The 24033-nt window shown below is 41.8% G+C and carries 18 protein-coding genes; 2 read left to right on the top strand and 16 right to left on the bottom strand.

Annotated elements, in window-relative coordinates:
- Positions 1-151 precede the first annotated feature (151 nt).
- Positions 152-628 (top strand): glutathione peroxidase, encoded by a 477-nt coding sequence (locus KX728_RS01555; RefSeq protein ID WP_215805028.1) that lies wholly within the window; start codon positions 152-154, stop codon positions 626-628.
- A 341-nt stretch (positions 629-969) separates the two neighbouring features.
- Positions 970-6966 carry an alpha-L-fucosidase gene (locus tag KX728_RS01550; protein WP_219108657.1) on the top strand — a complete coding sequence of 1999 codons (5997 nt, stop codon included), beginning with the start codon at positions 970-972 and terminating at the stop codon, positions 6964-6966.
- Positions 6967-7328: 362 nt separating this feature from the next.
- On the opposite strand, the gene KX728_RS01545 is transcribed toward KX728_RS01550, so the two are convergent.
- The 16 genes from KX728_RS01545 to essC all read right to left on the bottom strand — a co-directional run bounded on the left by KX728_RS01545 (position 7329) and on the right by essC (position 24014).
- The gene (locus tag KX728_RS01545; protein ID WP_215805030.1) at positions 7329-7622 is read right to left on the bottom strand and encodes a DUF5960 family protein; all 294 of its coding nucleotides are present in this window, start codon (positions 7620-7622) and stop codon (positions 7329-7331) included.
- Positions 7615-7977 carry a hypothetical protein gene (locus KX728_RS01540; protein ID WP_215805031.1) on the bottom strand — a complete coding sequence of 121 codons (363 nt, stop codon included), beginning with the start codon at positions 7975-7977 and terminating at the stop codon, positions 7615-7617. The genes KX728_RS01545 and KX728_RS01540 overlap by 8 nt, the downstream gene beginning before the upstream one ends.
- Entirely contained in the window at positions 7974-9389 is a 1416-nt protein-coding gene (locus KX728_RS01535) for a Y-family DNA polymerase (protein WP_215805032.1), read from the bottom strand. Before KX728_RS01535 ends, KX728_RS01540 begins: the two co-directional genes overlap by 4 nt.
- Positions 9390-9392: 3 nt before the next feature.
- Positions 9393-10079: an XRE family transcriptional regulator gene (locus KX728_RS01530; protein ID WP_215805033.1), complete on the bottom strand. Its 687-nt coding sequence runs from the start codon at positions 10077-10079 to the stop codon at positions 9393-9395.
- Between the two features lie 204 nt (positions 10080-10283).
- The gene (locus KX728_RS01525) at positions 10284-11249 is read right to left on the bottom strand and encodes a hypothetical protein (RefSeq protein WP_215805034.1); all 966 of its coding nucleotides are present in this window, start codon (positions 11247-11249) and stop codon (positions 10284-10286) included.
- A 239-nt stretch (positions 11250-11488) separates the two neighbouring features.
- Positions 11489-12307: a hypothetical protein gene (locus KX728_RS01520; RefSeq protein WP_215805035.1), complete on the bottom strand. Its 819-nt coding sequence runs from the start codon at positions 12305-12307 to the stop codon at positions 11489-11491.
- A gap of 13 nt (positions 12308-12320) precedes the next feature.
- Positions 12321-12623, bottom strand: coding sequence for a hypothetical protein (locus KX728_RS01515; RefSeq protein WP_223335683.1), 303 nt, complete (start codon positions 12621-12623; stop codon positions 12321-12323).
- A 205-nt stretch (positions 12624-12828) separates the two neighbouring features.
- On the bottom strand, positions 12829-13182 hold the full coding sequence (locus KX728_RS01510; protein ID WP_215805036.1) for a hypothetical protein: 354 nt from the start codon (positions 13180-13182) through the stop codon (positions 12829-12831).
- Entirely contained in the window at positions 13172-14158 is a 987-nt protein-coding gene (locus KX728_RS01505; protein ID WP_215805037.1) for a hypothetical protein, read from the bottom strand. The genes KX728_RS01510 and KX728_RS01505 overlap by 11 nt, the downstream gene beginning before the upstream one ends.
- Before the next feature lie 125 nt (positions 14159-14283).
- Positions 14284-14637: a hypothetical protein gene (locus KX728_RS01500; protein ID WP_215805038.1), complete on the bottom strand. Its 354-nt coding sequence runs from the start codon at positions 14635-14637 to the stop codon at positions 14284-14286.
- On the bottom strand, positions 14627-15610 hold the full coding sequence (locus KX728_RS01495; RefSeq protein WP_215805039.1) for a hypothetical protein: 984 nt from the start codon (positions 15608-15610) through the stop codon (positions 14627-14629). The genes KX728_RS01500 and KX728_RS01495 overlap by 11 nt, the downstream gene beginning before the upstream one ends.
- A gap of 142 nt (positions 15611-15752) precedes the next feature.
- A complete protein-coding gene (locus KX728_RS01490; protein ID WP_049519867.1) occupies positions 15753-16106 on the bottom strand; it encodes a hypothetical protein in 354 nt (117 codons plus the stop codon).
- Positions 16096-17079 (bottom strand): hypothetical protein, encoded by a 984-nt coding sequence (locus tag KX728_RS01485; RefSeq protein WP_000816351.1) that lies wholly within the window; start codon positions 17077-17079, stop codon positions 16096-16098. Before KX728_RS01485 ends, KX728_RS01490 begins: the two co-directional genes overlap by 11 nt.
- Complete coding sequence (locus KX728_RS01480) at positions 17076-19232, bottom strand: hypothetical protein (RefSeq protein ID WP_215805040.1); 2157 nt, start codon at positions 19230-19232, stop codon at positions 17076-17078. The genes KX728_RS01485 and KX728_RS01480 overlap by 4 nt, the downstream gene beginning before the upstream one ends.
- 3 nt (positions 19233-19235) lie before the next feature.
- Positions 19236-19604, bottom strand: coding sequence for a DUF5082 family protein (locus tag KX728_RS01475; RefSeq protein ID WP_215805041.1), 369 nt, complete (start codon positions 19602-19604; stop codon positions 19236-19238).
- A 9-nt stretch (positions 19605-19613) separates the two neighbouring features.
- Entirely contained in the window at positions 19614-24014 is a 4401-nt protein-coding gene (gene essC, locus KX728_RS01470) for a type VII secretion protein EssC (RefSeq protein ID WP_215805042.1), read from the bottom strand.
- Positions 24015-24033 lie beyond the last annotated feature (19 nt).

The following is a 24033-nucleotide window of genomic DNA, read 5'->3' as shown; positions in this document are numbered from 1 at the left end:
GCTATATAGGCCTATTATACCATGTTTCATAAAAGGAGCATCATTTTGTCCTGATTTATGTACTATTGTGTATTTTTTCAACAACTTCTCTCATCCGACTCGACGAAAAAAGTAAAAACTGTTAGAATGTAGAAAAAGAAAAGAGGCCCTCATGACCAGTATATATGATTTTTCCGTTTTAAACCAAAACAACCAAGCAACTCCCCTGGAGAGCTATCGTGGTAAAGTTCTCTTGATTGTCAACACTGCTACTGGATGTGGTTTAACGCCCCAGTACCAGGGACTTCAAGAACTCTATGAACGCTATCAAGATCAGGGCTTTGAAATCTTAGATTTCCCTTGCAATCAGTTCATGGGACAAGCACCTGGCAGCGCAGAGGAAATCAATAGTTTCTGTAGCCTACACTATCAGACCACTTTCCCTCGCTTTGCCAAGATTAAGGTCAACGGAAAGGAGGCAGATCCTCTTTATGTTTGGCTAAAAGACCAGAAATCTGGCCCACTAGGAAAACGAATCGAATGGAATTTTGCTAAGTTTCTCATTGGCCGAGATGGGCAAGTCCTTGAGCGCTTCTCTGCCAAAACAGACCCCCAAACCATCCAAGAGTCTCTCCAAAAAATACTCTAATTTCTTTTTAAAACGTATCCTTTCATTTAGTTTGAGCCCTGAAAGGATGCGTTTTTTCTTTAAAAAGTAACTAATTTTCTTTAATTTATATTTATTTTTTTGCTTTTTGCTATTGCAATTCTTTCATTAATTTAGTATATTTGTTATATTAAAAGTTTTCAGTCATTTTAAGGGAGAAATGACCTTTTAAATTTTTTTATCTTAAAATGAAAGCGCTTTATAAACAGGAGGTAAGGTGGCTTACAAATTATCAGAGAGTTTTTCATTAAATCAAGTTGTAACCAAGTCAGACTTGGGCTTGGGCAGTAGCTGACTGCCTTTCTAAAAACTAGGAGTATATTATGAATCGATACCTTTTTGAAAAAGGGCAAACATTTAGCATTCGGAAGTTGACTGTAGGTGTGGCATCTGTTATCGTGGGACTGGCATTTTTTGCTTCTGGAACCGTGCGTGCAGACGAAACCTCTCCTGCCACAACATCCAATTTAGATCAGCAAATGAAACAAGTCGCAGATATAGAAGAGACCAAGGCTGAACCAGTCAAAAAAGAAGGTCGTGTAGAAGCTGAAAAACAAGAAACACCTGTTGCCGATACCAACAGTGCTGACTTGCTCCCTGAAGACATTCAGGACCGTGCCTATCCCGACACACCTGTCAAAGAACTCGATACGACTACTATCGTTGACCAGAAAGCTAGTCCAAAGGTAGAAACTAAGAGCATTCTAAAGGACAAGGAAGAAGCTCCAAAAGAAACTGAGAACGGAAACCGTGCCATCATTAACGGTGGACAAGACCTCAAACACATCAACTACGAGGGACAACCTGCTACTGCTGCTACTATGGTTTACAGCACTTATAATGCAGGGGAGCAACGCTACCTCGTTTCAGGATCTGGTATCTTTGTTGCACCTAATTTGATTCTTACCGTTGCTCATAACTTCCTAGAGGCCAATAAAGAAACTGGCGAAGGTCACATTCGTGGTGGAAAATCTGCCCAGTTCTACTATAACGTTGGTTCAAACAGCGAAAAGAAAAACTCACTGCCATCTTCTGGAACTACGGTTTTATTCAGAGAAAAAGACATCCATTTCTGGAACAAGAAAGAGTTTGGAAAAGGCTATAAGAATGACCTTGCTCTTGTAGAAGCTCCTATTCCTCTTCCGATTGCTAGTCCAAACAAAGCAGCAACCTTTGCGCCTTTAGCGGAGCACAAGACGCATCAGCCGGGAGAAGCCATCAGTACGATTGGCTACCCAACTGACTCGAGCTCCAAAGAACTGAAACAACCTATCCTAGCTGGTCAGCTTTACAAGGCAGATGGGACCATCCGATCTGTTGAGTCCTATGATGATAAGGGAACGACTGGTATCACCTACAAAACCACTTCTGTATCTGGTTTGTCTGGTGGCGGGATTGTCGATAGCCAAGGAAAAGTTCTGGGGGTTCACCAACATGGAACCGTTGACAATGGTGTGGATGAAAAGGATCGCTTTGGTGGCGGACTCGTCCTTTCACCTGAACAACTGAAATGGGTGAAGGACATGATTGCCAAGTATGGTGTGAAAGGCTGGTACCAAGGTGATAACGGAAATCGTTACTACTTTACCGATGAAGGACGTATGCTTCGGAATGAGAAAGCTGTGATCGGAAGCAACGAATATTCCTTCAACCAAGATGGGATCGCTACCTTGACTAAGGGAGTTGAATACGGTCGTGTGGTTATCCAACACGAAGACGAAGAAGGAAATCCTGTCAAAGATAATGACACCTTTATCGAACAGACAGCTGTTGATTCGCCATTTGACTATAATTTCAAAAAAGAAATCGAGAAAACGGACTTCTACCAGAAGAATAAAGACAAATACGAAATTGTATCCATTGATGGCGTAGCAGTCAATAAACAACTAAAGGATGCTTGGGCTGAAGATCACAATGTTGTCAGCAAAGCGCCTGCCGGTACACGTGTCATCAAGGTAGTCTATAAAGTCAACAAAGGCTCCTTCAAAGTTTACTACCGTCAAAAAGGAACCACTACTGAACTAGCTGAGGCGACAGTTGATAACAATGAAGGCCAAGAGTATGAGGTTTCCTTTGTCAACACCTTCCATGCAAAAGACATTACTGGTTACCGTCCAGTAAAAGCTAGCTTGGAAGCAAGGATCCAGCAAAAAGGGGTGAATGAGGTCGTCTTTGAATACGAGCCAGTCGCTGATACAGCTAATCCAACGACACCGACTCCACCAGTGGCTCATCCAGAAGATAAAGAAACCGAGATTGGCAATCATGGACCTCTTCCAAGCAAGGCTCAACTCGATTACCACAAGGAAGAATTGGCAGCCTTCATCCACTACGGAATGAACACTTATACCAATTCTGAATGGGGAAATGGGAAAGAAGACCCCCGATACTTCAATCCAACCAACTTGGATACTGACCAGTGGATTCGCACTCTGAAGGAAACGGGCTTCAAACGAACCATTATGGTTGTTAAACACCACGACGGATTCGTTGCTTATCCATCTAAGTATACGAATCATACCGTAGCTGCTAGCCCATGGAAAGATGGAAAGGGTGACCTTCTCGAAGAAGTTTCCAAGTCTGCTAGCAAGTATGACATGAATATGGGTGTTTACTTGTCACCATGGGATGCTAATCATCCAAAATACCATGTCGCAACCGAAAAAGAATACAACCAATACTATCTCAACCAGCTGAAAGAAATCCTTGGAAATCCAAAATACGGAAATAAAGGGAAATTCATCGAAGTTTGGATGGACGGTGCGCGTGGTAGCGGTGCCCAAAAAGTAACCTACACCTTTGATGAATGGTTCAAATACATCAAAGAAGCTGAAGGAGATATCGCCATCTTCTCTGCTCAACCGACAAGCGTTCGCTGGATCGGAAATGAACGTGGTATCGCAGGGGACCCTGTCTGGCATAAAGTCAAACGTGCCAACATCACAGACAATGTGAAAAACGAATACCTCAACCATGGTGACCCAGATGGTGATATGTACTCTGTAGGGGAAGCGGACGTTTCGATCCGTTCTGGTTGGTTCTATCATGACAATCAACAGCCGAAATCACTCAAAGAGTTGATGGATATCTACTTCAAGTCTGTTGGTCGTGGAACCCCACTCCTTCTCAATATTCCACCAAACAAAGAAGGAAAATTTGCAGATGCGGATGTGGCTCGCTTGAAAGAATTCAAGGCAACTCTAGACCAAATGTATGCGACTGACTTTGCCAAAGGTGCCACTGTAACAGCAAGTTCGACTCGTCAAAACCACCTCTACAAGGAAAGCCACCTCACAGACGGTAAAGATGACACCAGCTGGGCGCTCTCAAATGATGCCACAACCGGTAGCTTTACAGTCGATTTGGGGCAAAAGAGACGCTTTGACGTCGTTGAACTCAAGGAAGACATCGCCAAAGGTCAACGTATCTCAGGTTTCAAGATTGAAGTTGAAATCAACGGACGTTGGGTGACTTACGGCGAAGGTTCGACCGTTGGTTACCGTCGCTTGGTTCAAGGCAAGCCTGTAGAAGCACAAAAAATCCGTGTAACCATCACCGGTGCTCAAGCAACCCCAATCTTAACCAACTTCTCAGTCTACAAGACACCAAGCAGCATTGAAAAGACAGATGGCTATCCTCTTGGACTGGAATACCACTCAAACACAACTGCGGATACAGCCGGAACAACTTGGTACAATGAATCTGAAGGTGTTCGTGGCACTTCTATGTGGACCAATCAAAAAGATGCCAAAGTAAGCTATACCTTCACAGGAACCAAGGCCTATGTTGTCTCTACAGTCGACCCAGGTCATGGAGAAATGTCTGTCTACGTTGATGGTCAAAAGGTTGCCGATGTCCAAACTAAGAATGCTAGTCGTAAACGCAGCCAAAAAGTCTTTGAGACAGGCGATTTAGCACCAGGCCAACACACTATTACCCTTGTAAACAAAACAGGCGAACCAATTGCTACAGAAGGAATCTACACCCTAAACAATGATAGTAAAGGGATGTTTGAACTCGAGTCTACCAACTACGAAGTCGAAAAAGGAAAACCAGTCACTGTTAAGATTAAACGCGTTGGTGGAAGTAAGGGGACTGCTACTGTTCGCTTTATCACAGAACCTGGAACTGGGGTTCACGGTAAAGTTTACCAAGATACAACTCAAGATGTGACCTTTAAAGATGGAGAAACAGAAAAGACTGTTACCATCCCAACGATTGACTTTACAGAACAAGCCGACTCTGTCTTTGACTTCAAAGCCAAGCTCACTTCTGTCACTGATGGTGCCCTGCTCGGTTTTGCTACCGATGCGACCATCCAAGTGATGAAAGCTGAATTGCTAATCAAGGACCAAACAAACTATGATGATCAAGCTAGTCAGTTGGATTACAGTCCTGGATGGCACCATGAAACCAATTCGGCAGACAAGTACCAAAAAACGGAGTCTTGGGCTTCCTTTGGCCGCTTAACTGACGAGCAAAAGAAAAAGACAACTATCACAGCCTACTTCTACGGTACTGGACTTGATATCAAGGGCTATGTTGATCCAAATCATGGTATCTACAAGGTATTCCTCGACGGCAAAGAAGTTCCTTACCAAGATGGCATGGGAAATGCTTCGACTATTGATGGTAAGAAATACTTTAGCGGTCGTGCAGCCCAACGCCAAGGCAATCAAACTCTGGTTAGCCTAAAAGGTCTGGACGAAAACTTGCACGCAGTCACCCTTCAACTAGATCCTGATCGAAACGATTTGTCTCAAAATATCGGTATTCAGGTAGATCAATTCATCACTCGTGGCGAAGGTAGCGAACTCTACAGCAAGGCAGATATCATCCAGTCTATCTCTAAATGGAAAGACGATCTGTCCAACTTTGATCCAGCAGGCTTGAAAAATACGGCTACTGCACGCCAAGCTTTCCAAGCAAATCTAGAAAAATTGAGAAACCAACTCAGTGCTGATGCAGTGGATGTTCAGGATGTCATGTTGACAGTCAGTGCCCTACAAGATATCCTATCCAAGGATGAGAACTATCAAAGAGGCCAAGAGGAACCTAGTCCAGAGCAACCGGAACAGCCTGAAGAGCCTTCTAAACCTGAGCAACCTGCTCAACCAAAACAACCGGAAATTGAGTATGATAAGGCTATGGACAGCTTGACAAAAGCTATCGAGAAAAAAGTCGCTGAGCTTGGATCCAACAAGGAAGCTAAGAAGCAATTGCTAACAATTGCTGACCAAGCCATTGCTGCAATCCAAGAAGCTAAGACTCAGGAGGCAGTCAATAAAGCGCTAGAAACTGCTCTCGAACAAATCAACAAGCTCGAAGCAGCTCAGCCTGAGAAACCTGCTGAACCTGAAAAACCAGTTCAACCTGAAAAACCTACTCAACCGGAAAAACCGGCGCAACCTGAACAACCGGCGCAACCGGAAACTCCAGTTCAACCGGAAAAACCGGCTCAACCTGAAAAACCCGCTCAACCTGAAAAGCCAGTTCAACCGGAAAAACCGGCTCAACCTGAACAACCGGCGCAACCGGAAACTCCAGCGCAACCTGAGAATCCAGTTCAACCGGAAAAACCTGCTGAGCCTGAAAAACCAGTTCAGCCTGAGAAACCTGCTCAACCGGAAACTCCAGCGCAACCGGAAAAACCGGCTCAACCGGAAACTCCAGCGCAACCGGAAAAACCTGCTCAACCTGAGAAACCGGCGCAACCGGAAACGCCAGCTCAGCCTGAAAAGCCAGCTCAGCCTGAAAAGCCGACTCAACCTGAGAAACCGGCGCAACCTGAGAAACCAATTACTTCTTCAAGTCCTGAGGAAGGGGTTAAAGACCTTGTCTTTACACTTCCAAGCTTAGAAATCGTCAATAAGGTCGTACCGTTTAAGACGATTCGTCGCGAAAACCCACAATTAGACAAAGGAAAAGAGCAAGTTCTATCAGAAGGGAAAGACGGTCTCTTAGTCGAGTATGTTGAAGTGGATGGTGACAATCGCAAGGTTCTCCAAACAGAAGCAACTCCAGCTCAAGATCGAGTGATTGAGGTAGGTAGCAAACAAAGCTCTGTTGGAACAGAAGCGCCACCAGTTGTGAATCTTCCTGAGTATGTTCTACCAAGAGAGACTGAAAAAACTGCTCCAGTCGTAACAGATAATTCATCAGCAAAAGATGAAAAAGCTCCTGTTACAGCTACAGTCAAAGAAGACAAGGAAAGACTACTCCCTGCAACTGGGGAACAAGAAGCAAGTGCCTTCCTCTTCTTGGCAGCCATTACTTCTATCTTGTCTCTCCTCATTTTCCAAAAGAATTTCAAAGACTAATAACCCTCTTTGATTGATTCTTTCTAATGATTCAGTTCCCCCGTTGAGAAGACCATTTGGTCTTCTCTTTTTCTATCTGTAAAATTAAAAAACATCCACAAATATACATGGATGTTTTGGCATGACTCTATAAAGTAAGATGATCATTGAGAATAGCTGTTCTCAAATCAAACCACGTTTTCAAATAAACGCTCATTTAAAAAGAGAGTGGCCCTTTTCTTATCTCATCATCAATACCTATCATAAGTTTCTGCAAGAACTCCACAGATAAAGGATAACGTTTCGAATTCCAATACCATGAGATTTTCTGACGCTCATAAGCCATCTTTCCTAGATCGGACTTCCCTCTCCCATATCTAGCTCTACTGACTACTATTTTTGAGTCCAGCGTATGCATAGGTTCGATTTTTAGGGCACTCTTTTTCTGTCACCACCCTAAAATAAAAGCGATGCTCCCGCCCATCCTTGGCGTTTTCCTTGTTTAAGACAAAGTAGTTTTTCTGATTCATTGCCATGGTTCGTAGGATATCATCGATCAAAAAAGTCAAGGGAACATTCATGGCAGAGTATTTTTGGAAATCCTCTTCAAAGCGGATATAACTATCTGAAAAATAATCCATCTGTAGTTTGTTTTCATACAGCTCTTTTCTAGTCATACACTTCCTCCTCCCACAGTCGAATTTCGAGGACATCTACAATCTCTATCAGCCTGTAGCCCTCATTGGTCCTAATAGATAGAGTTTGAGGTGATATTTCGCTTACCTCACCGATGATTGTCATTTTTTGCTTTCTTTCCTTGACAACAAAACATCCCTTCAGTTGCCCAACATAAAGCTGAGAAAGCAAGAGTAGCTTCTCAACGGAATTCAAATTCGTCGAAAAATCAACACGATTTTTTTCTTCACTGATCGAACTGGTGTGTTCTGAAAGGTAAAATCCCATCCACTTCTGCATCCCTGGATCTTGATAGTCTCGCGCAGATTGAAAAGGTAAATAAGAACGATCAATCATTTTAGTCCGTCTAATCCTCCAGCAGAATGCCCCCCAATCAGCTTGCTTCTAGCAAGACTCCTAGAGGCTTCTTCCAGTGCATTGGCCTTTAAAAGGGAGGTAAAACCAAATTGTTCCCGAATGGAGTCAATAGCCGTCTGGAGCCTTTCTTCTTTTTCTAACTTGTCAACATCATCAAAGAGGGAGATCAAGCCAAAGGACTCGTCCACAAATCCTGAATAATTGACTCCAACACTTCTGACCGCTCCAGAAGTGTATTTATTATGAAATAACTTCAAAACATAATCCGTTAAGATAGCTGTATTATTGGTAGGTTCGACCTTCATTTGTGTGTGAATAGACGGCCTAACCTCCTGTTTAGAGAAACCGACATAGATAGAGACAAGGGTTGTTTTCTTGCCCGCCCTTCTCAGCCTAATAGCCACCTGCTCCGCCATTTCTCGGAGAATAATTTCAATATCCCGTAGCTTTACATAGTCTCTCGGCAAGATTTGAGAATTTCCTAACCCTTGGGACTTAGCTTTATAGGGCCTGTGAACATTGCTCTCATCAATCCCGTTAGCATGAAACCACAAACGCAGGCCAGCCTGACCCAGAGCCTTCTGTAGCTGGTCTGGGTTGCTTGTAGCTAATTCTCTGATGGAAAAAATCCCCAGAGCATGCAAGCGTTTCTCCATCCGCCTGCCAATCCCCCAAAAGTCCGTCATCTTAGGAATGGCCCAAACCTTCTCTTCCACATCCTGGTAAGACCAGTTGGCCCTCATGGTCGGAGTGTGCTTGGCCTCATTATCCAGAGCCAATTTAGCCAGTAAGGGATTGGCATTGGACATACCCACTGTAGAGTAGATCCCTGTCTGCCTCCAAATATCCCTCTGGATGCGAGCAGAAAGCAGATCCAGCTTGTCTTTGCGAGAGATACTCTTGTCTGGGATAAAATAGTTGAGCGAACTAGTCAGATCGATAAAGCCCTCATCGATAGAGTAGGGATAAATATCATCTGGACTACCATAGTTTTGAAAGATTCGCTGGATTTCCATATTGACCGCTATGTATTCGTCCATCCTAGGTGGCACAATCAAGGTCACTTGAGCCCAATCTTCGATGTAGCGAACATAGTCTGAGTCAGTAGGCAAGCCTTGCTTTCGAGCATTGTAATAGGAAAATTTGCGCGTTTTGATATCAAAAGGCAGATCATAGGCCCGGCCAACATTGGACTTGCCAAAAATCTTCTTAAACATGGGAGAGGAAGCTAGGATAAGACCAGTAGAATTATCCGCGCGACTCATGACACAAAGCGAGGTCTTCAGCGGATGCAAGCCCCTTTTCACACACTCGACACTGGCATAAAAAGATTTCATATCAACAAAGGCAATATCACTTTTGGGCTCTCTGGAATAATCAAAGTAGCCCATAGGCTAACCCTCCATTGGCACAAAATTCCCAACAATAATCCCCACAATCCGAGGATCTTCCTCATAGGAGATGAAAATGTCCTTGTATTTAGGATTTATAGAAACCAGACGCAAACCATCTTCCTCCCGATAGACCCGTTTAATATAGGTCTGGTTGTTACAAACTACTGCATAAACTGCCCCATCATAGTCAAATCCTGTTTCCCGAATCAGAGCCACTGAACCATTTTGATATTTAGGTTCCATGGAGTCCCCAGCCACCCAGGAAGCAAAATCGTGGGCTAGTTCTTCATTAAAGTAAACGGTATCAAAATTTCTATCGTCATATACCGAAGCCCCGATCCCTGCTGACATGCGTTCATAGACACGATACTCGTAGAGGCGCTCTGGCACGGTCGCCACTTTCTGAGTTTGTTCCTCTTGAGCCAAGTGGCGAGCATAAAGAACAACCTTGTCCTTCCCTTGCTTGGAGAGGCTATTGTAGAGACGGACAATCTCAATCTGAGTGAAATATCCTTTTGCTACCCTTAAAATGTTCTCTAGCTGGGCAACCTTCTCCTGAGACGGTTCCTTAATTCCACGTTCCCAAGCCGAGTAAGCCTGAAAACTAATCCCAAGTTGCTCTGCAATTTCCTTCTGTGTCAGTTTCAACTCTTTCCTCCGAGCCTTTAGTTTTTCTGGTTGGTACATACTTCACCTCCTATTGTGATGTTTTATTGAGAATATCTCTCTTAGAAAAACAAATCGATGGTTGAGCTTACACCTCTAAAACTCAACCAATTCGGTTTAGTTTTATTATATAAAAAAAGTGGACAATTGTCCACTGGGAAAATCAAATTTTAACAGACACAACTGGAGGTTCTGAACAAAAAACTGGACTAGCCCTAGCAACTCCTACTCTAATTTTTGCAACAGCTTTACAACTTGACGATTTTCAATCTTCACATAGTATACACCACTATCACTGACAAGTTTATCCTCTTTATACTTAGCAATTTTGACAGCATAAAGACCGCGTGGTAGGGGTTGGTTGGCAAAAAATTCCTTCATGAGCGCTTCAACCTCTTTAAGATAGTCATCATACAAGAGATCTCTTTTTTCCTTCGGAACGAAATATTGAAATTCAAATGTCGGTATAAAAATCTCTTTTTGGAAAAGATATTGAGCATCCATTGGATACATTCCTTGCAGAGCTTGGCCCTTGCTTTGATTTTCCTCTAATATTTCATTATAAAGATAGATATTATCAGATTGGTTATTAAATTCAAAACCAATACCTTGATACTTCAAATCAGGAAGTTTAGGATCTTTGATTGAACTGTCCAGTGTTTTTAAAAACTCGCTGGTGCCTGGACTAACCTCAATCCCTAAATAGGCTAATTCTGGGAAAACATTATAAATTTTTTTACCATTTTTGTAATCAACTTCTGCATCTGTCTTTCCATATGTTTCATTTTTCGAAAAGCGAGTATAGTATTTAAATCGAGTTTTAACCTCATAGGTTTTTCCGGCTATATTTTCACTGTAGGTACCATGGATTATAAATCCTCCCACACTTGTATAGTTTTTCTCGTATTTTTCTAACTCAAACTGTCCTGTAAGACCGTAATTTTGATAAGAACGATGCACAGCTTGCTCAAGCTCAGTTCGACTTGCATGGGCAAACAGCCCCCACATATCCATTAGAGCAAGAATAGGACTACTCACTGTGAAGATTACGATTGGGATCACTATGGATAAGCAACCTATTAATAGCCAATTTCTTTTCTTGGCGTTTCCCTCGGATTTTTTAGCAGTTTTCTGTTTCCTTTTTAAGATTAGAATGAGCAAAACCAAGATCCCTAATACTAATAAAACCAATCTACAATCTTCTTTTATTTTGGATAGCTGTTAACAGGTAGATAGGAGACTGACAGAAATACTCGTCTCACCTGCTAACTTATCCTGAATTCCATAAACTCGTCTGAAACGAGGAGCAATCCTTGTCCCATTATACCACATGGGCAATGCCGTGAGAAGATGAGAAAAGCAAAAGAAACCCACCTGAATTTGTTTCAGGTGGTTGGCTTCATGACACTAGAAATAGTATCTATAAACCTTTATTTCTTTTTAGACTTCTTAACATGTTCCTTGTACATTTTTGACTTCTTTCCATACCATTCTTCGATGGTATAGCCATACTCTTCACGATATTTCTCTTGATTTTTATTGACTGTATTCAAGTTCTCTAGCGTTACTACATTGGATTTAAAAAATGATACCAAAAATAGGCCTAGGAAAATAGGTGCAATAGGTAACAAAGCAAGCAAGAGATACGCTAGGAAATGATTGAGTCCGTTGATGAAGAGATTGATTCCATACATCAACAACCATAAAAATAAAATAACATTCAAAAATTTTTTATAATATTCTGAGGAGAAATAATCCTTGCTAGCGCGCTGCTTTGTGACAAGGATATAAACAAGGTAAATCAGTGATAACACAAAACCAATCCAGTAGACGATACGAACTGCTACTAGAGGGATTAGATACAAGGCGGCTATAAACAAACTATAATATAAAATTACGAGCAAAAATAACTGAAGAATCTGAGTCAATAAATAGGTCTTAATACGATTTCTTTTAGAGATGATATAAAAACAAATATAACAAAACCAACAAAACAAGAATAGAAAACCAAAGAAACTATCTGGGGGAATGAGCCCTTTTTCTACTGATGTTAGCTGGGTAACCATTGATGTCAATGGTATAGCTGGGTCATACCCAGCTTCACTAGCCATTCGAAATAAACTTATCGGTAAAGTTGTCGCAAGCATAGTCATCAATGAAAATAAAGGTGCTACAGAAAACATCTTCAATATGTTAAAACGTCTGCCTGTCTCTAGTGCTTCATTAATATCTTTTTGTATCTTATCCATTTATTTTCTCCTATTATCCAAACAAGGATGAGACCGTCTTCAGACCACCATTGAAAAAATCAGAAACATTCTTGCCCACACTCTTGACAGTCTCCAAGCCCTGGTGGATTCCATTTCCGATAGACTCCACTCCTGATTCTACCACGTCCACTGCACCATAAGCTATATCTTTAGCCCCCTCGTAAAAAGCCTTTTTCTGATCAGGGAAAAACAGAGAATCCGCAAGATTAATTGCTCCCAAACCAAGGCCCGCAAGAGTTCCAACTACTAGTCCCTGTGGTCCAGCTTTCGCCCCTATCTTAGCTCCAAGCCACATACCATCTAAGGGACCAACGTTAGATATGGTATCAATAGTACCACCTAGTACAGACTTCCCGATTTTCCCTACGGTCGTCTTAGAATGATTGCCAAACAGAAAAACAAAGAAAATGTCTTTGTCCCATTATACCACACGAGCAATACCGTGAAAAGAAGAGAAAAGTAAGAGAAAACCACTTGAAATAAATTCAAGTGGCAAATGGTTAGGGGAGCTCATTATAAACAGAGGCATCGTAAATCTTCTGTTGGATTCGTTTCTTTTCTGTATACTCTTGTGGTGAAACTGTATAAATCTCATTCGTTTCAATAGATCCCGCTAAATCGGTATCCATATTTTTAAAAGCTTCCGCAATCTTGTTCATAAAGCCATCTAATGAGTCTACCGTCTCTACTAAATTTTCCATACATGTTTTTGCGAGACCTGCACAAGACTCTAGACTACTTGTAACCGGTGCATCAATGATAGTCGACATCCCCTTTGAAATCTCATCTGTCGAAACCTTGATACTTGCCTTAATACTTTGAATTCGCATCGGTTGGATCTGTTTAACGGACATTGCTCAATTCCTCCTTTGGTTTCAAGACACTAATAAACTCTTCATAAGAATGAACTACATGTTCTTTCCCGTCCTTGGTCACCTCTCCATAAACCGTGAGATTATCAAATAAATCACGGTCCTTAGGAATTAAGAGGCTAAATATATCTGATAGAAGCTTAACATCTGTCTCATTAGTTAAAAAATAGAGAGTTCCTTTTTCTTTACTCATCAAGTCATAGGCTTTTGGATATCTCTCTTTTAGGCGCCAGTCTGAAGACTGATCAATCACAGATTGTGAGAGATTAAGACAAGTGGTGTTATCTATAAAATCATCATTATAATAGTAATTTTTCAAACTTGTATAACGGTTAAATAAATATGTATATCTATTCTCAAGGGCAACCCCAAGTTCTTTAGGAACATCCTCTAGATTACCTGTTTCCATGTTAAAAAGGACTTCCTTACGGTCATGACCTCCAGTTTTTTGGAGAACTACCTTGCGATATTCTTGGCCATTGTATGTGACAAAATTAATATAGGTACTTGAAACTGGAAAGTACGAAGCATCATAATTTGCAACAGCCTTTAAAAGGTCATACTCCTTACGAGGCAAATCATCCTGACTAGTGTCATAAACCTGGATTTTCCAATATTCCCCCCAACTCAGATTCTTTACATCAAAGCGGTTATCATCATAACGATGAATCAAGCGTTTACTGTCTGTCGAAAGGTAACGTTTTCCATAAATTGCACTGGTATACTCCAGAGGTCCTTCATTAGCTTCCTGCTTATTGTTAGGATTGACATATTTCCAAGAGATGACCAATCCCTGTCTATCAGCTAGAAACTCATAAGAAGCTGGTTCTACCTCAGGAGTCCTCACCTTGTAGCGATCATGTGTCAGATAGCGATATAAGGGATAGGATCCAACAACCACAACTAGAAGACTTAAAACTCCCAGAATGATTAGTATCTTTTTTCTGTATTGTTTCATTGATTTCCTCCTGAGTATTTACTAAAACGTTTTAATCCTTAATCCATTATACCATATGCGTGACACCGTGAGAAGATGAGAAAAGCAAAAGAAAACCACTTGAAATGGATTCAAGTGGCGAATAGTTAGGGGAGCTCATTATAAACAGAGGCATCATAGATCTTCTGTTGGATTCGTTTCTTTTCTGTATACTCTTCTGGTGAAACTGTATAAATCTCATTCGTTTCAATAGATCCTGCTAAATCTGTATCCATATTTTTAAAAGCTTCCGCAATCTTGTTCATAAAGCCATCTAATGAGTCTACCGTCTCTACTAAATTTTCCATACATGTTTTTGCGAGACCCGCACAAGACTCTAGACTACTTATAACCGGTGCATCAATGATAGTCGACATCCCCTTTGAAATCTCATCTGTCGAAACCTTAATACTTGCCTTAATACTTTGAATTCGCATCGGTTGGATCTGTTTAACTGACATTTATCAATTCCTCCTTTGGTTTCAAGACACTGATAAACTCTTCATAGGAATGGACTACATGGTCTTTCCCGTCCTTGGTCACCTCTCCATAAACTGTTAGATTGTCAAACAAGTCTCGGTCCTTAGGGATTAAGAGACTGTAAATATCTGAAAAGAGCTTGGCATCTGTTTCGTTAGTCAAGAAATAGAGTTCACCTTTCTTCTTAGTCATCAAGTCATAGGCTGCTGGATATTCTTCCCTCAAGCGCCAGTCTGAAGACTGTTCAATTACAGATGGTGGGAGGGTAATAGAATAATCCGAATTATCAATATCATCTTTATAATAATTCTTTAAACTAGTAAATTCTTGAAATAGATAAAGAATTCTTGTTTCTATGGCTTTACTAACTTCCTGTGGAATATCCTCTAACTTACCTGTTGCCATGTTAAAGAGGACTTCCTTACGGTCGTGTCCCCCAGTTTTTTGGAGAACGACTGTACGATATTCTTGATCCTTGAAAGCTAAAGAATGAACATAGGTACTTGAGACTGGGAAGTATGACGGATCATAATCCGCAACAGCCTTTAAAAGATCATACTCCTTTCGAGGCAAATCATCCTGACTGGTATCATAGACCTGAATCTTCCAATACTCCCCCCAACTCAGCTTCTTAACATCAAAGCGATTATCGTCCCATTTGTAAATTAAACGTCTACTTTCTGTAGCAAGGTAACGTTTCCCATAAATCGCACTGCCATAATCAATAGGTTCATCCTTAGTGCCCTGACTCTCACCATTGCTAGCTTGCTTCCAAGAAATAACCAACCCCTGTCTATCAGCTATAAACTCATAAGAAGCTGGTTCTACCTCAGGAGTTCGCACCTTAAAACGATCATGTGTCAAATAGCGATACAAAGGATAGGCTCCAGAAACGACAATAAGAAGGCTAAAAAGTCCCAGAATAATTAGTATTTTTTTCCTATATTGTTTCATTGACTTCCTCCTGAGCATTTGTTGTTTGTATCTGATAAACAAAGATTATAAACTCTTAATCCATTATACCATATGCGTGACACCGTGAGAAGATGAGAAAAGCAAAAGAAAACCACTTGAAATGGATTCAAGTGGCGAATAGTTAGGGGAGCTCATTATAAACAGAGGCATCATAGATCTTCTGTTGGATTCGTTTCTTTTCTGTATACTCTTCTGGTGAAACTGTATAAATCTCATTCGTTTCAATAGATCCTGCTAAATCTGTATCCATATTTTTAAAAGCTTCCGCAATCTTGTTCATAAAGCCATCTAATGAGTCTACCGTCTCTACTAAATTTTCCATACATGTTTTTGCGAGACCCGCACAAGACTCTAGATTACTTGTAACCGGTGCATCAATAATAGTCGACATCCCCTTTGAAATCTCATCTGTCGAAACCTTAATACTTGCCTTAATACTTTGAATTCGCATCGGTTGGATCTGTTTAACGGACATTGCTCAATTCCTCCTTTGGTTTCAAGACATTGATAAACTCTTCATAGGAATGAACCACATGGTCTTTCCCGTCCTTGGTCACCTCTCCATAAACTGTTAGATTATCAAACAAATCTCTGTCCTTAGGGATTAAGAGACTGTATATATCAGAGAGAAGCTTGATATCTGTCTCGTTGGTCAAGAAAAATAGCCCACCTTTCTTCTTAGTCATCAAGTCATAGGCTGCAGGATACTCCTCCTTCAAACGCCAGTCTGAAGACTGTTCAATTACGGATTGAGAAAAACTAATTGGAGTGTCTATATGTAAAAGGTCACCTGCATAATATTCTTTTAAATTAGTAAATTCTTTAAATATATTAACATTTCTGTTCTCTAGAGCCTTTCCGGCATCCTTAGGGATGTCTTCTAGTTTACCTGTTGCCATGTTAAAGAGGACTTCCTTACGATCCTCACCTCCCGTTTTCTGGAGAACGACTGTCCGGTATTCCTGATCTTTGTAAGCAAAAAAATGAGTATAGGCACTTGAAACTGGAAAGTAAGAAGCATCATAATCCGCAATAGCCTTCAAAAGATCATACTCCTTACGAGGCAAATCATCCTGACTGGTATCATAGACCTGAATCTTCCAATACTCCCCCCAACTTAGATTCTTCACATCAAAGCGATTATCTCCCGATTCATAGATTAAACGGATACTTTCTGTGGCTATAAATCGTCTCCCATGAATTACCAAACTATAGTCAACCGGCTCATCCCTATCTCTTTTCCCATTACTATTCTTTGTCTCTTTCCAAGAAATGACCAGCCCCTGTCTATCAGCTATAAATTCATGAGATGCTGGTTCTACTTCAATTGACCAAACTTTATAGCGATCATGTGTCAAATAGCGATACAAAGGATAGCCTCCAGAAACCACAACAAGAAGGCTTAAAACCCCCAGAATGATTAGTATTTTTTTCCTGTATTGTTTCATTGACTTCCTCCTGAGTATTTACTATTTAGATAGAGCTGATATTCTTCATAGCCATGTTTGGCATTTTGGTCAGAAGAAATCGATAAATGTTCCAATACATTTTTATACGTTTTCAACTGGTCTACGCTCATATTGACTAGAGAAAGATCGGTCTCCTCGCCTAAGAGATACTTGCTCATTTCTGGTGTTACAGAATTTGAGTTAAGTTGATTTTCTTTGTTTATTGCTTCTTGGATTATTGCCCTTGTATCATTACTAGTACTATTCACCTTATAATGGCTGGACGACTTCGCATATTCAACATAAGGAACAAGACCTTCATTATCCATCTCTTTCAAGCGGACCGCTGTATAAAAATTATGTGTTCTCATGCGAGAAATTGCGACTGAACTCTTCCCATCTTTCTGGAAAAGATAGGTATTCCCTCGATTTAAAAAGTCATCCACCATCTCAATGCGTGTCTTTTCTTTTTCCAAGTCATATCCCTTTAACTGATCGACATACTTCAAATAGGCTTGTATGGTTGCTGTTGGTAATTGAATACCCATATTGTATGGACCCGTCTTCGTAAAACCACTTTCAACAACTTTCCCCTTAACGGTTATATCCTTATCAATCGCAGAAAAGAGTTCTTTACTGAATTCCTTAGAATCACTGGTAGCCAGAGCATCAATCATCGAGACGATAGGAACTGCTTCAGGTATGAAAGTACCAACCAGTGCATAAGTTATAGCTTTACCCATTGCAGCACGCATATCTTTATTCGCTTCTTCGCGAGATTTCTCAAGTTCACCGATCCGAGCCTGCTTCTCTGCCATATTATTTCCAATAGCGGTTGCGTATTCTTCCATTTTGTAAACCTTGGTTTCGGTTGTATTGCTAATACTCGTTGGATAAGAGTAACCACCTATATTCATTTCCAAGGTTGTTTTCTTTGTATCAACCGTATTCTTAAATGAAAATGTTGCATCCGATATATCTGAAATTGAAACTTTTGTTCTCGTTTCGGTGACATATAGTTTGTCACCAACTGCTAATTTTCCTTTTGATGTTTCTGTCCGTCCTATCTCCATTACATAAAGAGATTCCATCAAACTAACAAACTTATCCGTCAAAGCAAGATGCTTATTATATGCTGCCATCTGGTTGCTCTGTAAAGTGCCGTCTTTAGCATATTGAACTTCCATAACCTTTTCAAGAGCTTCACCCAATCCAATCCCAGCTTTCTGAAATTTCAGCAAATACGGTTGGTTAGCAGAAAAATCACGATTCCCCATGGCATCCAGAAGATGATTGAGAGTTTCCTTATCCCCTGATTGAATCCACTCCATCATCTCCTGCGCACCAATACTGTAAAATCCTTCACTAAGATCCCCAGGTTTTTCGTTTAATATGTCTCCTGGCTGTTTATTCAATATTGCACCTAACGCACGACCATCTGCTTCTGTTTGGATAGCATCCAAATAGCTAATTTTAGTCTTAGTAAGACTACCATTTTTAATTCCTGCTAAGATACTAGAAGCCGGAATATTACATACTGCACTGGCATTTTTTATTCTAGTCTGTAGAGTTTTTAGTTCTGCTTCTGCATCCGTAGTGTCTTTTGATAAGGTATCATGTGCTTGTTGCAGCGCGTTATGGGTATCACGACGTGCTGTCGCTGCACTAGCTAAATCATCTCCCGAAGTTGTTTTAATAGTTGTTAAATCTTCTGATTCAATCCCTAGTTCAGCAGTAGCATCGTTTAATAGTGTTTGAAGATTATCAACTTTTGTTTTGATTTTCTCATATTGTTCAGACTCCACGCCATCTAATTTTTTATAGACAGAATCATTACCAGTTTGTTGAGTCCATGCTTTATTTTGGAAACCGGCAGCTGTAGCAGCATTTTCAAATGTTGATAAAGCTGTTGAAAAATGCGTAATAGTGGTAGGATACTCTTGAAATACTTGGGTCTGTAAAGTATTCAATCGAGTGAAGAAAGCATTTATTGCCTCTCCTTTGTCCTCTGAATCTCCTGTTTTACCTGCCTTTTCATTAAATTTACGCATCGTTTGTTTAGAAGCCGAGTCCACACCTTTTGAAAACTCTTGAACAGCCGAACTATAACGAGCTATGGCCGGTAAGTCATGTACTTTTATAATATCACTCATACTTTACTCCTCCGTTGTTAGACTTTTTTCAATTTCTAACCAACTAATACTAAGGCTAATCCCCGACTTCTCTGTCTCTAATTCAGAAATTTTCTGAGTCAATTTGGCCACTACGTCATCACTCTTTGCTGAAAGCTTTTGTTTAGCTGTTTTTAGTATTTTCTCTTCATTATTGGTTTCATTTAAATATGGTGTTCCTGCTAAATAATAGGTCGTTTCAATATTGTCATTGCTCGTCAACACATATTCTATATCCGTCGAAAAATCTGTTAGTGCTTTTTTACAGCCTTCTAACCGACTAATTTGGCTATTTAAATCAGTGATTTCTCCACGTTTAGCATCTATCTGAGCTTGTATTGCTGCTTTTCCCATTTCTCCTCCTTATACCATTAATACTTTCATTTTACTTGCCAACCCATCGGCCACATAGTAATGTTCTTGTTCTTCCAACTGTGACTCTCGGACAGGTCTGTTGATCACTGTCAGAACTGATTGATCGCTTAAGCGAAGTGCTAAAATAGCCTGCTTATAAGAACGAGCAGTTTTTGAGATTACATCGATATGCTTGGTGATTAGTGGCGAACTCATTACAATTGAACCATATCCAGCTCGTATTCCTTTATCTAGGACATAAGCCAATGTATCAAGTGCTTCTGAGTTTAATTCACTCACCAATTCAATTAAATTGTAGACAACTACTGTTGCTACGTGTTCTCTTTCGTTTTGCTCTAAACGCTCATTAATTCGCTTCTCTATACTTGCGATAGCACTTAGATAGTCTTCAGAGTTACTAATAATCGTCACACCTTCCATTTCAGGTAGGCTATGATACTTCGGTGCCAAGACGATGACCTTCTGTTTCCCTTTGGCAATGTGTTTCACCAAGGCCGTCATCTGCTCTTCTTTATCTGTTAAGTAAAGGAGATTTCCTTTAGCCAGGTTCCATGTAACAGGTTCAACTGTCTCCAAGTCAAGTCCTAATGGCACGAGTCCGTGTTCATAGGCAGTCTGCACGCTTGCTCGGCTATAGAAGTCTTTCTCTGTCAACTCCTCTGGCACCATCGGAATGGCACTTGGGCGCTGGCCGGTCCAGGCTTCTTGGAGGGAAGCGACTGCTTGGCGCAGGTTGTTGAGGACTTGGGTGTCATTGGCTCCATAAACTGGAAGTGCTAGCTGGATGACATCCACCTCTTCACGTTTCATAAGAGCACGTCCCTTGATATCTTCCATGGTCATGGCAAGGGGCGTAGAGCCCACGATAGCTCGCACTTCACCTGCCTCATTCTGTGGTAGGCTCAACTGGTGCTTGAAGTTCGAGTAGAGCTGAGCACGAAGGTTGGTCTGACGACCGGCTGTCATCAAGAGGTGAACCCCGATACTGAGACCTTCACGGGAGATACGCACCAAGAGCTTGAAGAGTTCCGCCTCATAGGCTTCTTCCTTGAAGGCTTCATAGCTATCTAAGAGGATAACGATAGCCGGCTCTTCCTGACCACTGGCCTGACGGTAGAGGTCTAAGGTCCCAACACCATAGTCCGCAAGGAGTTTCTTACGACGGTTGAGTTCGCGCTCCATGATTCGTACAAATTTAGAGATCTTCTCTGTTTGGTCCAAAAGCATGGTATCCGCCACCTGTGGAAGCTTGGACAATGGAGCCAAACCATTGGTACCAAAGTCCATCAAGTACATGGTAAGAGCCTTTGGACTGAATTTGCGAGCCAAGTCCATACCAGCAGTCTGAAGGAAGGTGGTCTTTCCTGTACCCGGACTTCCGTAAAGGAGGATATGACCATCCTTGGAGAGATTGATAGAGACAGCTTCCTGCTTCTGGGCCTGCGGAATATCCGCCATCCCCAAGAGGACAGAGAGTGGTTTCTCTTGTGTCCAGGCTACTGCTGGCTGTACTTCTTCCAGTTCGTCTAGCGTGATTCGCTCTTTGAGCGGTGGCAACCATGGTTGTGGCACTGGAGGAATCTCTTGTTCCTCACACAAGAGCTGGATATGGTGCACTATCGCATCCAACTCTGTTGGAACTTCCTTGATCTCATCCACATCTTCTAAGCCTGATAGGTCTTCATTCAAAATCTCATATTGCCCCAATTCATTGATCAGGTAGATGGTATGATCCTCGATCCCCATATCGTCCTTGTCCGGCTGGTAATCCGCGCCTGACCAGGCAGACTGGAAGAGCTCATAGACTTCATTGTTTCCGACTTGCAGATAGGCACGTCCCGTCTGGGTGATTTCAGCCGCATCTGGTGTATGAAGCATTTCATTCGAGTCCGAACGGTCCGCCACCTTAAGGGCGATCTTGAAGCGTGAGTTAGACCAGATCTGGTCATCAACCACACCAGATGGTTTCTGGGTAGCTAGGATCAAGTGGACCCCGAGGGAACGTCCGACACGCGCGATGGATACCAGCTCCTTGATAAAGTCTGGCTGGTTAACCTTGAGCTCTGCGAACTCATCTGAGATGAGAAAGAGGTGAGGGAGTGGTTCTGTCGCTTCTCCGTTTTTAAATTTCTTCTGGTATTGATTGATATGGTTGACTTCGAACTCTCCAAAGAGTCGTTCACGACGATGGATCTCCGCATTGATCGAAGCCAGAGCCCGCATAGATTGGGCACCATCCAAGTTGGTAATCGTCCCCAAGAGATGGGGCAGATTTTTAAAGAGATTGGCCATCCCACCACCCTTATAGTCGATCAGCAAGAAAGCCACATCATGAGGGTGGAAGTTGACAGCGAGGGATAGGATATAGGATTGGATGGTTTCGGACTTCCCTGAACCAGTCGTCCCTGCGATCAATCCATGAGGTCCATGGGCTTTTTCATGCAGATTGAGCTGAACCAGATCATCCTGACCACGCAGACCAATTGGCACAGCCAAACTCTTGTAAGGTGCGTTCTTTTTCCAACGGCTCGATACCTGCAAATCCTCAAAGGTCTCCGCCCCATACATTTCCATAAAGGTCACAGAATCTGGGATCGAACTCTTCAGGTTTTGGAGGTGATTGAGCGGTGCCAAGGTACGGGCGATCCGCTCCTTATCATAATCTGCTGGGAAATGATCCAAACGGAAGTCCGTCTCTTTCAAGACTCCTTCTTCCATGACCAGTTGGCCTGTATTACGGTCCTTGATATTGATCACTGTCTGGATGTTCTCAGACAAGGAACTCATGACATCCTCTACAAAGATTAGAGAACAGCCTAATTCCGTTGGATCTTCGGTAAAGAACTCCATGATGATATGATCCAAAATCAGCTTCTCATCGGTCACTAAAACCACGTAATGAGGATGGAAGAGGGTGCTCTCCTTGTGGGATGCTTCTTCCTTTTGACTACGACGTAGTTTCAAGATTTGGTTCAAACTATTCAGAACTTGGTCCCGTGTTCGTTGATTGTAGACAAAACCGCGGACATTGAGTTCTTGCAGTTTGGCATGAGGAAGCCAACGCATCCAAGACCATTGCTCTTTTTCCTCTTCAGGTAAGATCGTAATAAACTGCACATCATGATAAGAATGGAAAGTCGCTAGCTGCATCACCAAAAGTTGCAGTTGTTCTAGAACGAGATTTCTAGGTCCAATATAACCCACCGGTCCATGGCTGAGGTTTGCCGGGATTGGCATATCTGGGATTTTTTTGTGACGACTATAGAGAGCGTAACCCTCTTCTTCTAGAGCATCCTTCTTACCGCTACGCTCCTGTTGACCGTATTTCAAGTCATAGCTAGTCGGCATTTTCCCGAGTCCCAAACGATAGTATAAAAAGTCAAAATGCAAGGGAGTCTTTTCGTAAATTCGGTGATTGTAACTCTCAACCAAGTCCGTCAACTCTAAAACCGTTGGAAAATGATAGTGCATCCCTTCTTTTTGTTCTCGTTCCAGACGAGTCAATTCCTTGACCTTATCTTTCAGGTAAAGACGATAGAGATCGACCCGTTCCTTCTTATCAGCCTTGTACTTTTTACGATTTTTGATAAAACCACGGATAGAAAAAATCATTGTGGTTATGGACATCCCTACTGTCGCAAGGATATAGATCCCTCGAGGTTGAATTAAGGTGATTAAGACGGTTACCCCGACCATCATCAAAGGAGGAACGATCAGCTTTAACAGTTCATCACTCGGCTTAACCGGCTCCTGACCTGGGGGATTGATCAAGATTTTATCTTCGCTGCCACGATAAATGATCCGTGGAGAACGATGATAATCTGGATAATCTTCATAAAAACCATATCGAGATGGTTCTCTCAGAGTCAGTTGTGGCCCAACTTGGGCAGGACCCTGGACCCATACTTCATCAGGATAGAACTTGATCGTCACCGCCCCTAGACTCAACTCATCTCCAAAACCAATCAATTGCTGGTCCATTTGTTCCAGATGATTGTTTCGATAAAATGCGCCTTTTAGTCGAGTTAGCTTCCATTGATTTTGGGATTTTTGGAGTAAGAATTCAACATCTCCATCTAGGGTGATCAACGCACCTCTTTGAGAGCCAATCTGAAACTCTGATAAATCCAAAAGGTCATAAACCTTTGGCTCCCCTTCTCGGAGATAAAAGACGACCTCACCCAAACGCAGACCATCTTTCAAAAGTCCCGCTTCATCGTCGTACTGATAAAAGACCTCGTCACCATCGACCTTGATTTGAATCGGTCTTTCCTGTTGAGAAAGGTAGACTTGGGCCTTTTCAGTCGCCCCGACCAAGACCGTCTTATCTGCACTCAGTTCAACTTCATAACGCAGACCTTGGCTGTAGAAAATGATTTGTTTTTTCATAATTTCTCTCCTTGGTCTA

Origin of the sequence: Streptococcus oralis, assembly GCF_019334565.1 — a bacterium.
GTDB lineage: Bacteria > Bacillota > Bacilli > Lactobacillales > Streptococcaceae > Streptococcus > Streptococcus oralis_CR.
Note: the sequence above shows the minus strand (reverse complement) of the source record. Positions and strands in the feature narration are given on the sequence as shown.

Bases quoted from the DNA above. Each gene is read 5' to 3' on its own strand.
- essC (WP_215805042.1), bottom strand. From the start codon at position 24,014: ATGAAAAAACAAATCATTTTCTACAGCCAAGGTCTGCGTTATGAAGTT.
- KX728_RS01490 (WP_049519867.1), bottom strand. From the start codon at position 16,106: ATGTCCGTTAAACAGATCCAACCGATGCGAATTCAAAGTATTAAGGCA.
- KX728_RS01505 (WP_215805037.1), bottom strand. From the start codon at position 14,158: ATGAAACAATACAGAAAAAAGATACTAATCATTCTGGGAGTTTTAAGT.
- KX728_RS01545 (WP_215805030.1), bottom strand. From the start codon at position 7,622: ATGACTAGAAAAGAGCTGTATGAAAACAAACTACAGATGGATTATTTT.
- KX728_RS01550 (WP_219108657.1), top strand. From the start codon at position 970: ATGAATCGATACCTTTTTGAAAAAGGGCAAACATTTAGCATTCGGAAG.
- KX728_RS01485 (WP_000816351.1), bottom strand. From the start codon at position 17,079: ATGAAACAATACAGGAAAAAAATACTAATCATTCTGGGGGTTTTAAGC.
- KX728_RS01510 (WP_215805036.1), bottom strand. From the start codon at position 13,182: ATGTCCGTTAAACAGATCCAACCGATGCGAATTCAAAGTATTAAGGCA.
- KX728_RS01530 (WP_215805033.1), bottom strand. From the start codon at position 10,079: ATGTACCAACCAGAAAAACTAAAGGCTCGGAGGAAAGAGTTGAAACTG.
- KX728_RS01515 (WP_223335683.1), bottom strand. From the start codon at position 12,623: ATGTGGCTTGGAGCTAAGATAGGGGCGAAAGCTGGACCACAGGGACTA.
- KX728_RS01520 (WP_215805035.1), bottom strand. From the start codon at position 12,307: ATGGATAAGATACAAAAAGATATTAATGAAGCACTAGAGACAGGCAGA.
- KX728_RS01480 (WP_215805040.1), bottom strand. From the start codon at position 19,232: ATGAGTGATATTATAAAAGTACATGACTTACCGGCCATAGCTCGTTAT.
- KX728_RS01500 (WP_215805038.1), bottom strand. From the start codon at position 14,637: ATGTCAGTTAAACAGATCCAACCGATGCGAATTCAAAGTATTAAGGCA.
- KX728_RS01495 (WP_215805039.1), bottom strand. From the start codon at position 15,610: ATGAAACAATATAGGAAAAAAATACTAATTATTCTGGGACTTTTTAGC.
- KX728_RS01555 (WP_215805028.1), top strand. From the start codon at position 152: ATGACCAGTATATATGATTTTTCCGTTTTAAACCAAAACAACCAAGCA.
- KX728_RS01540 (WP_215805031.1), bottom strand. From the start codon at position 7,977: ATGATTGATCGTTCTTATTTACCTTTTCAATCTGCGCGAGACTATCAA.
- KX728_RS01535 (WP_215805032.1), bottom strand. From the start codon at position 9,389: ATGGGCTACTTTGATTATTCCAGAGAGCCCAAAAGTGATATTGCCTTT.
- KX728_RS01475 (WP_215805041.1), bottom strand. From the start codon at position 19,604: ATGGGAAAAGCAGCAATACAAGCTCAGATAGATGCTAAACGTGGAGAA.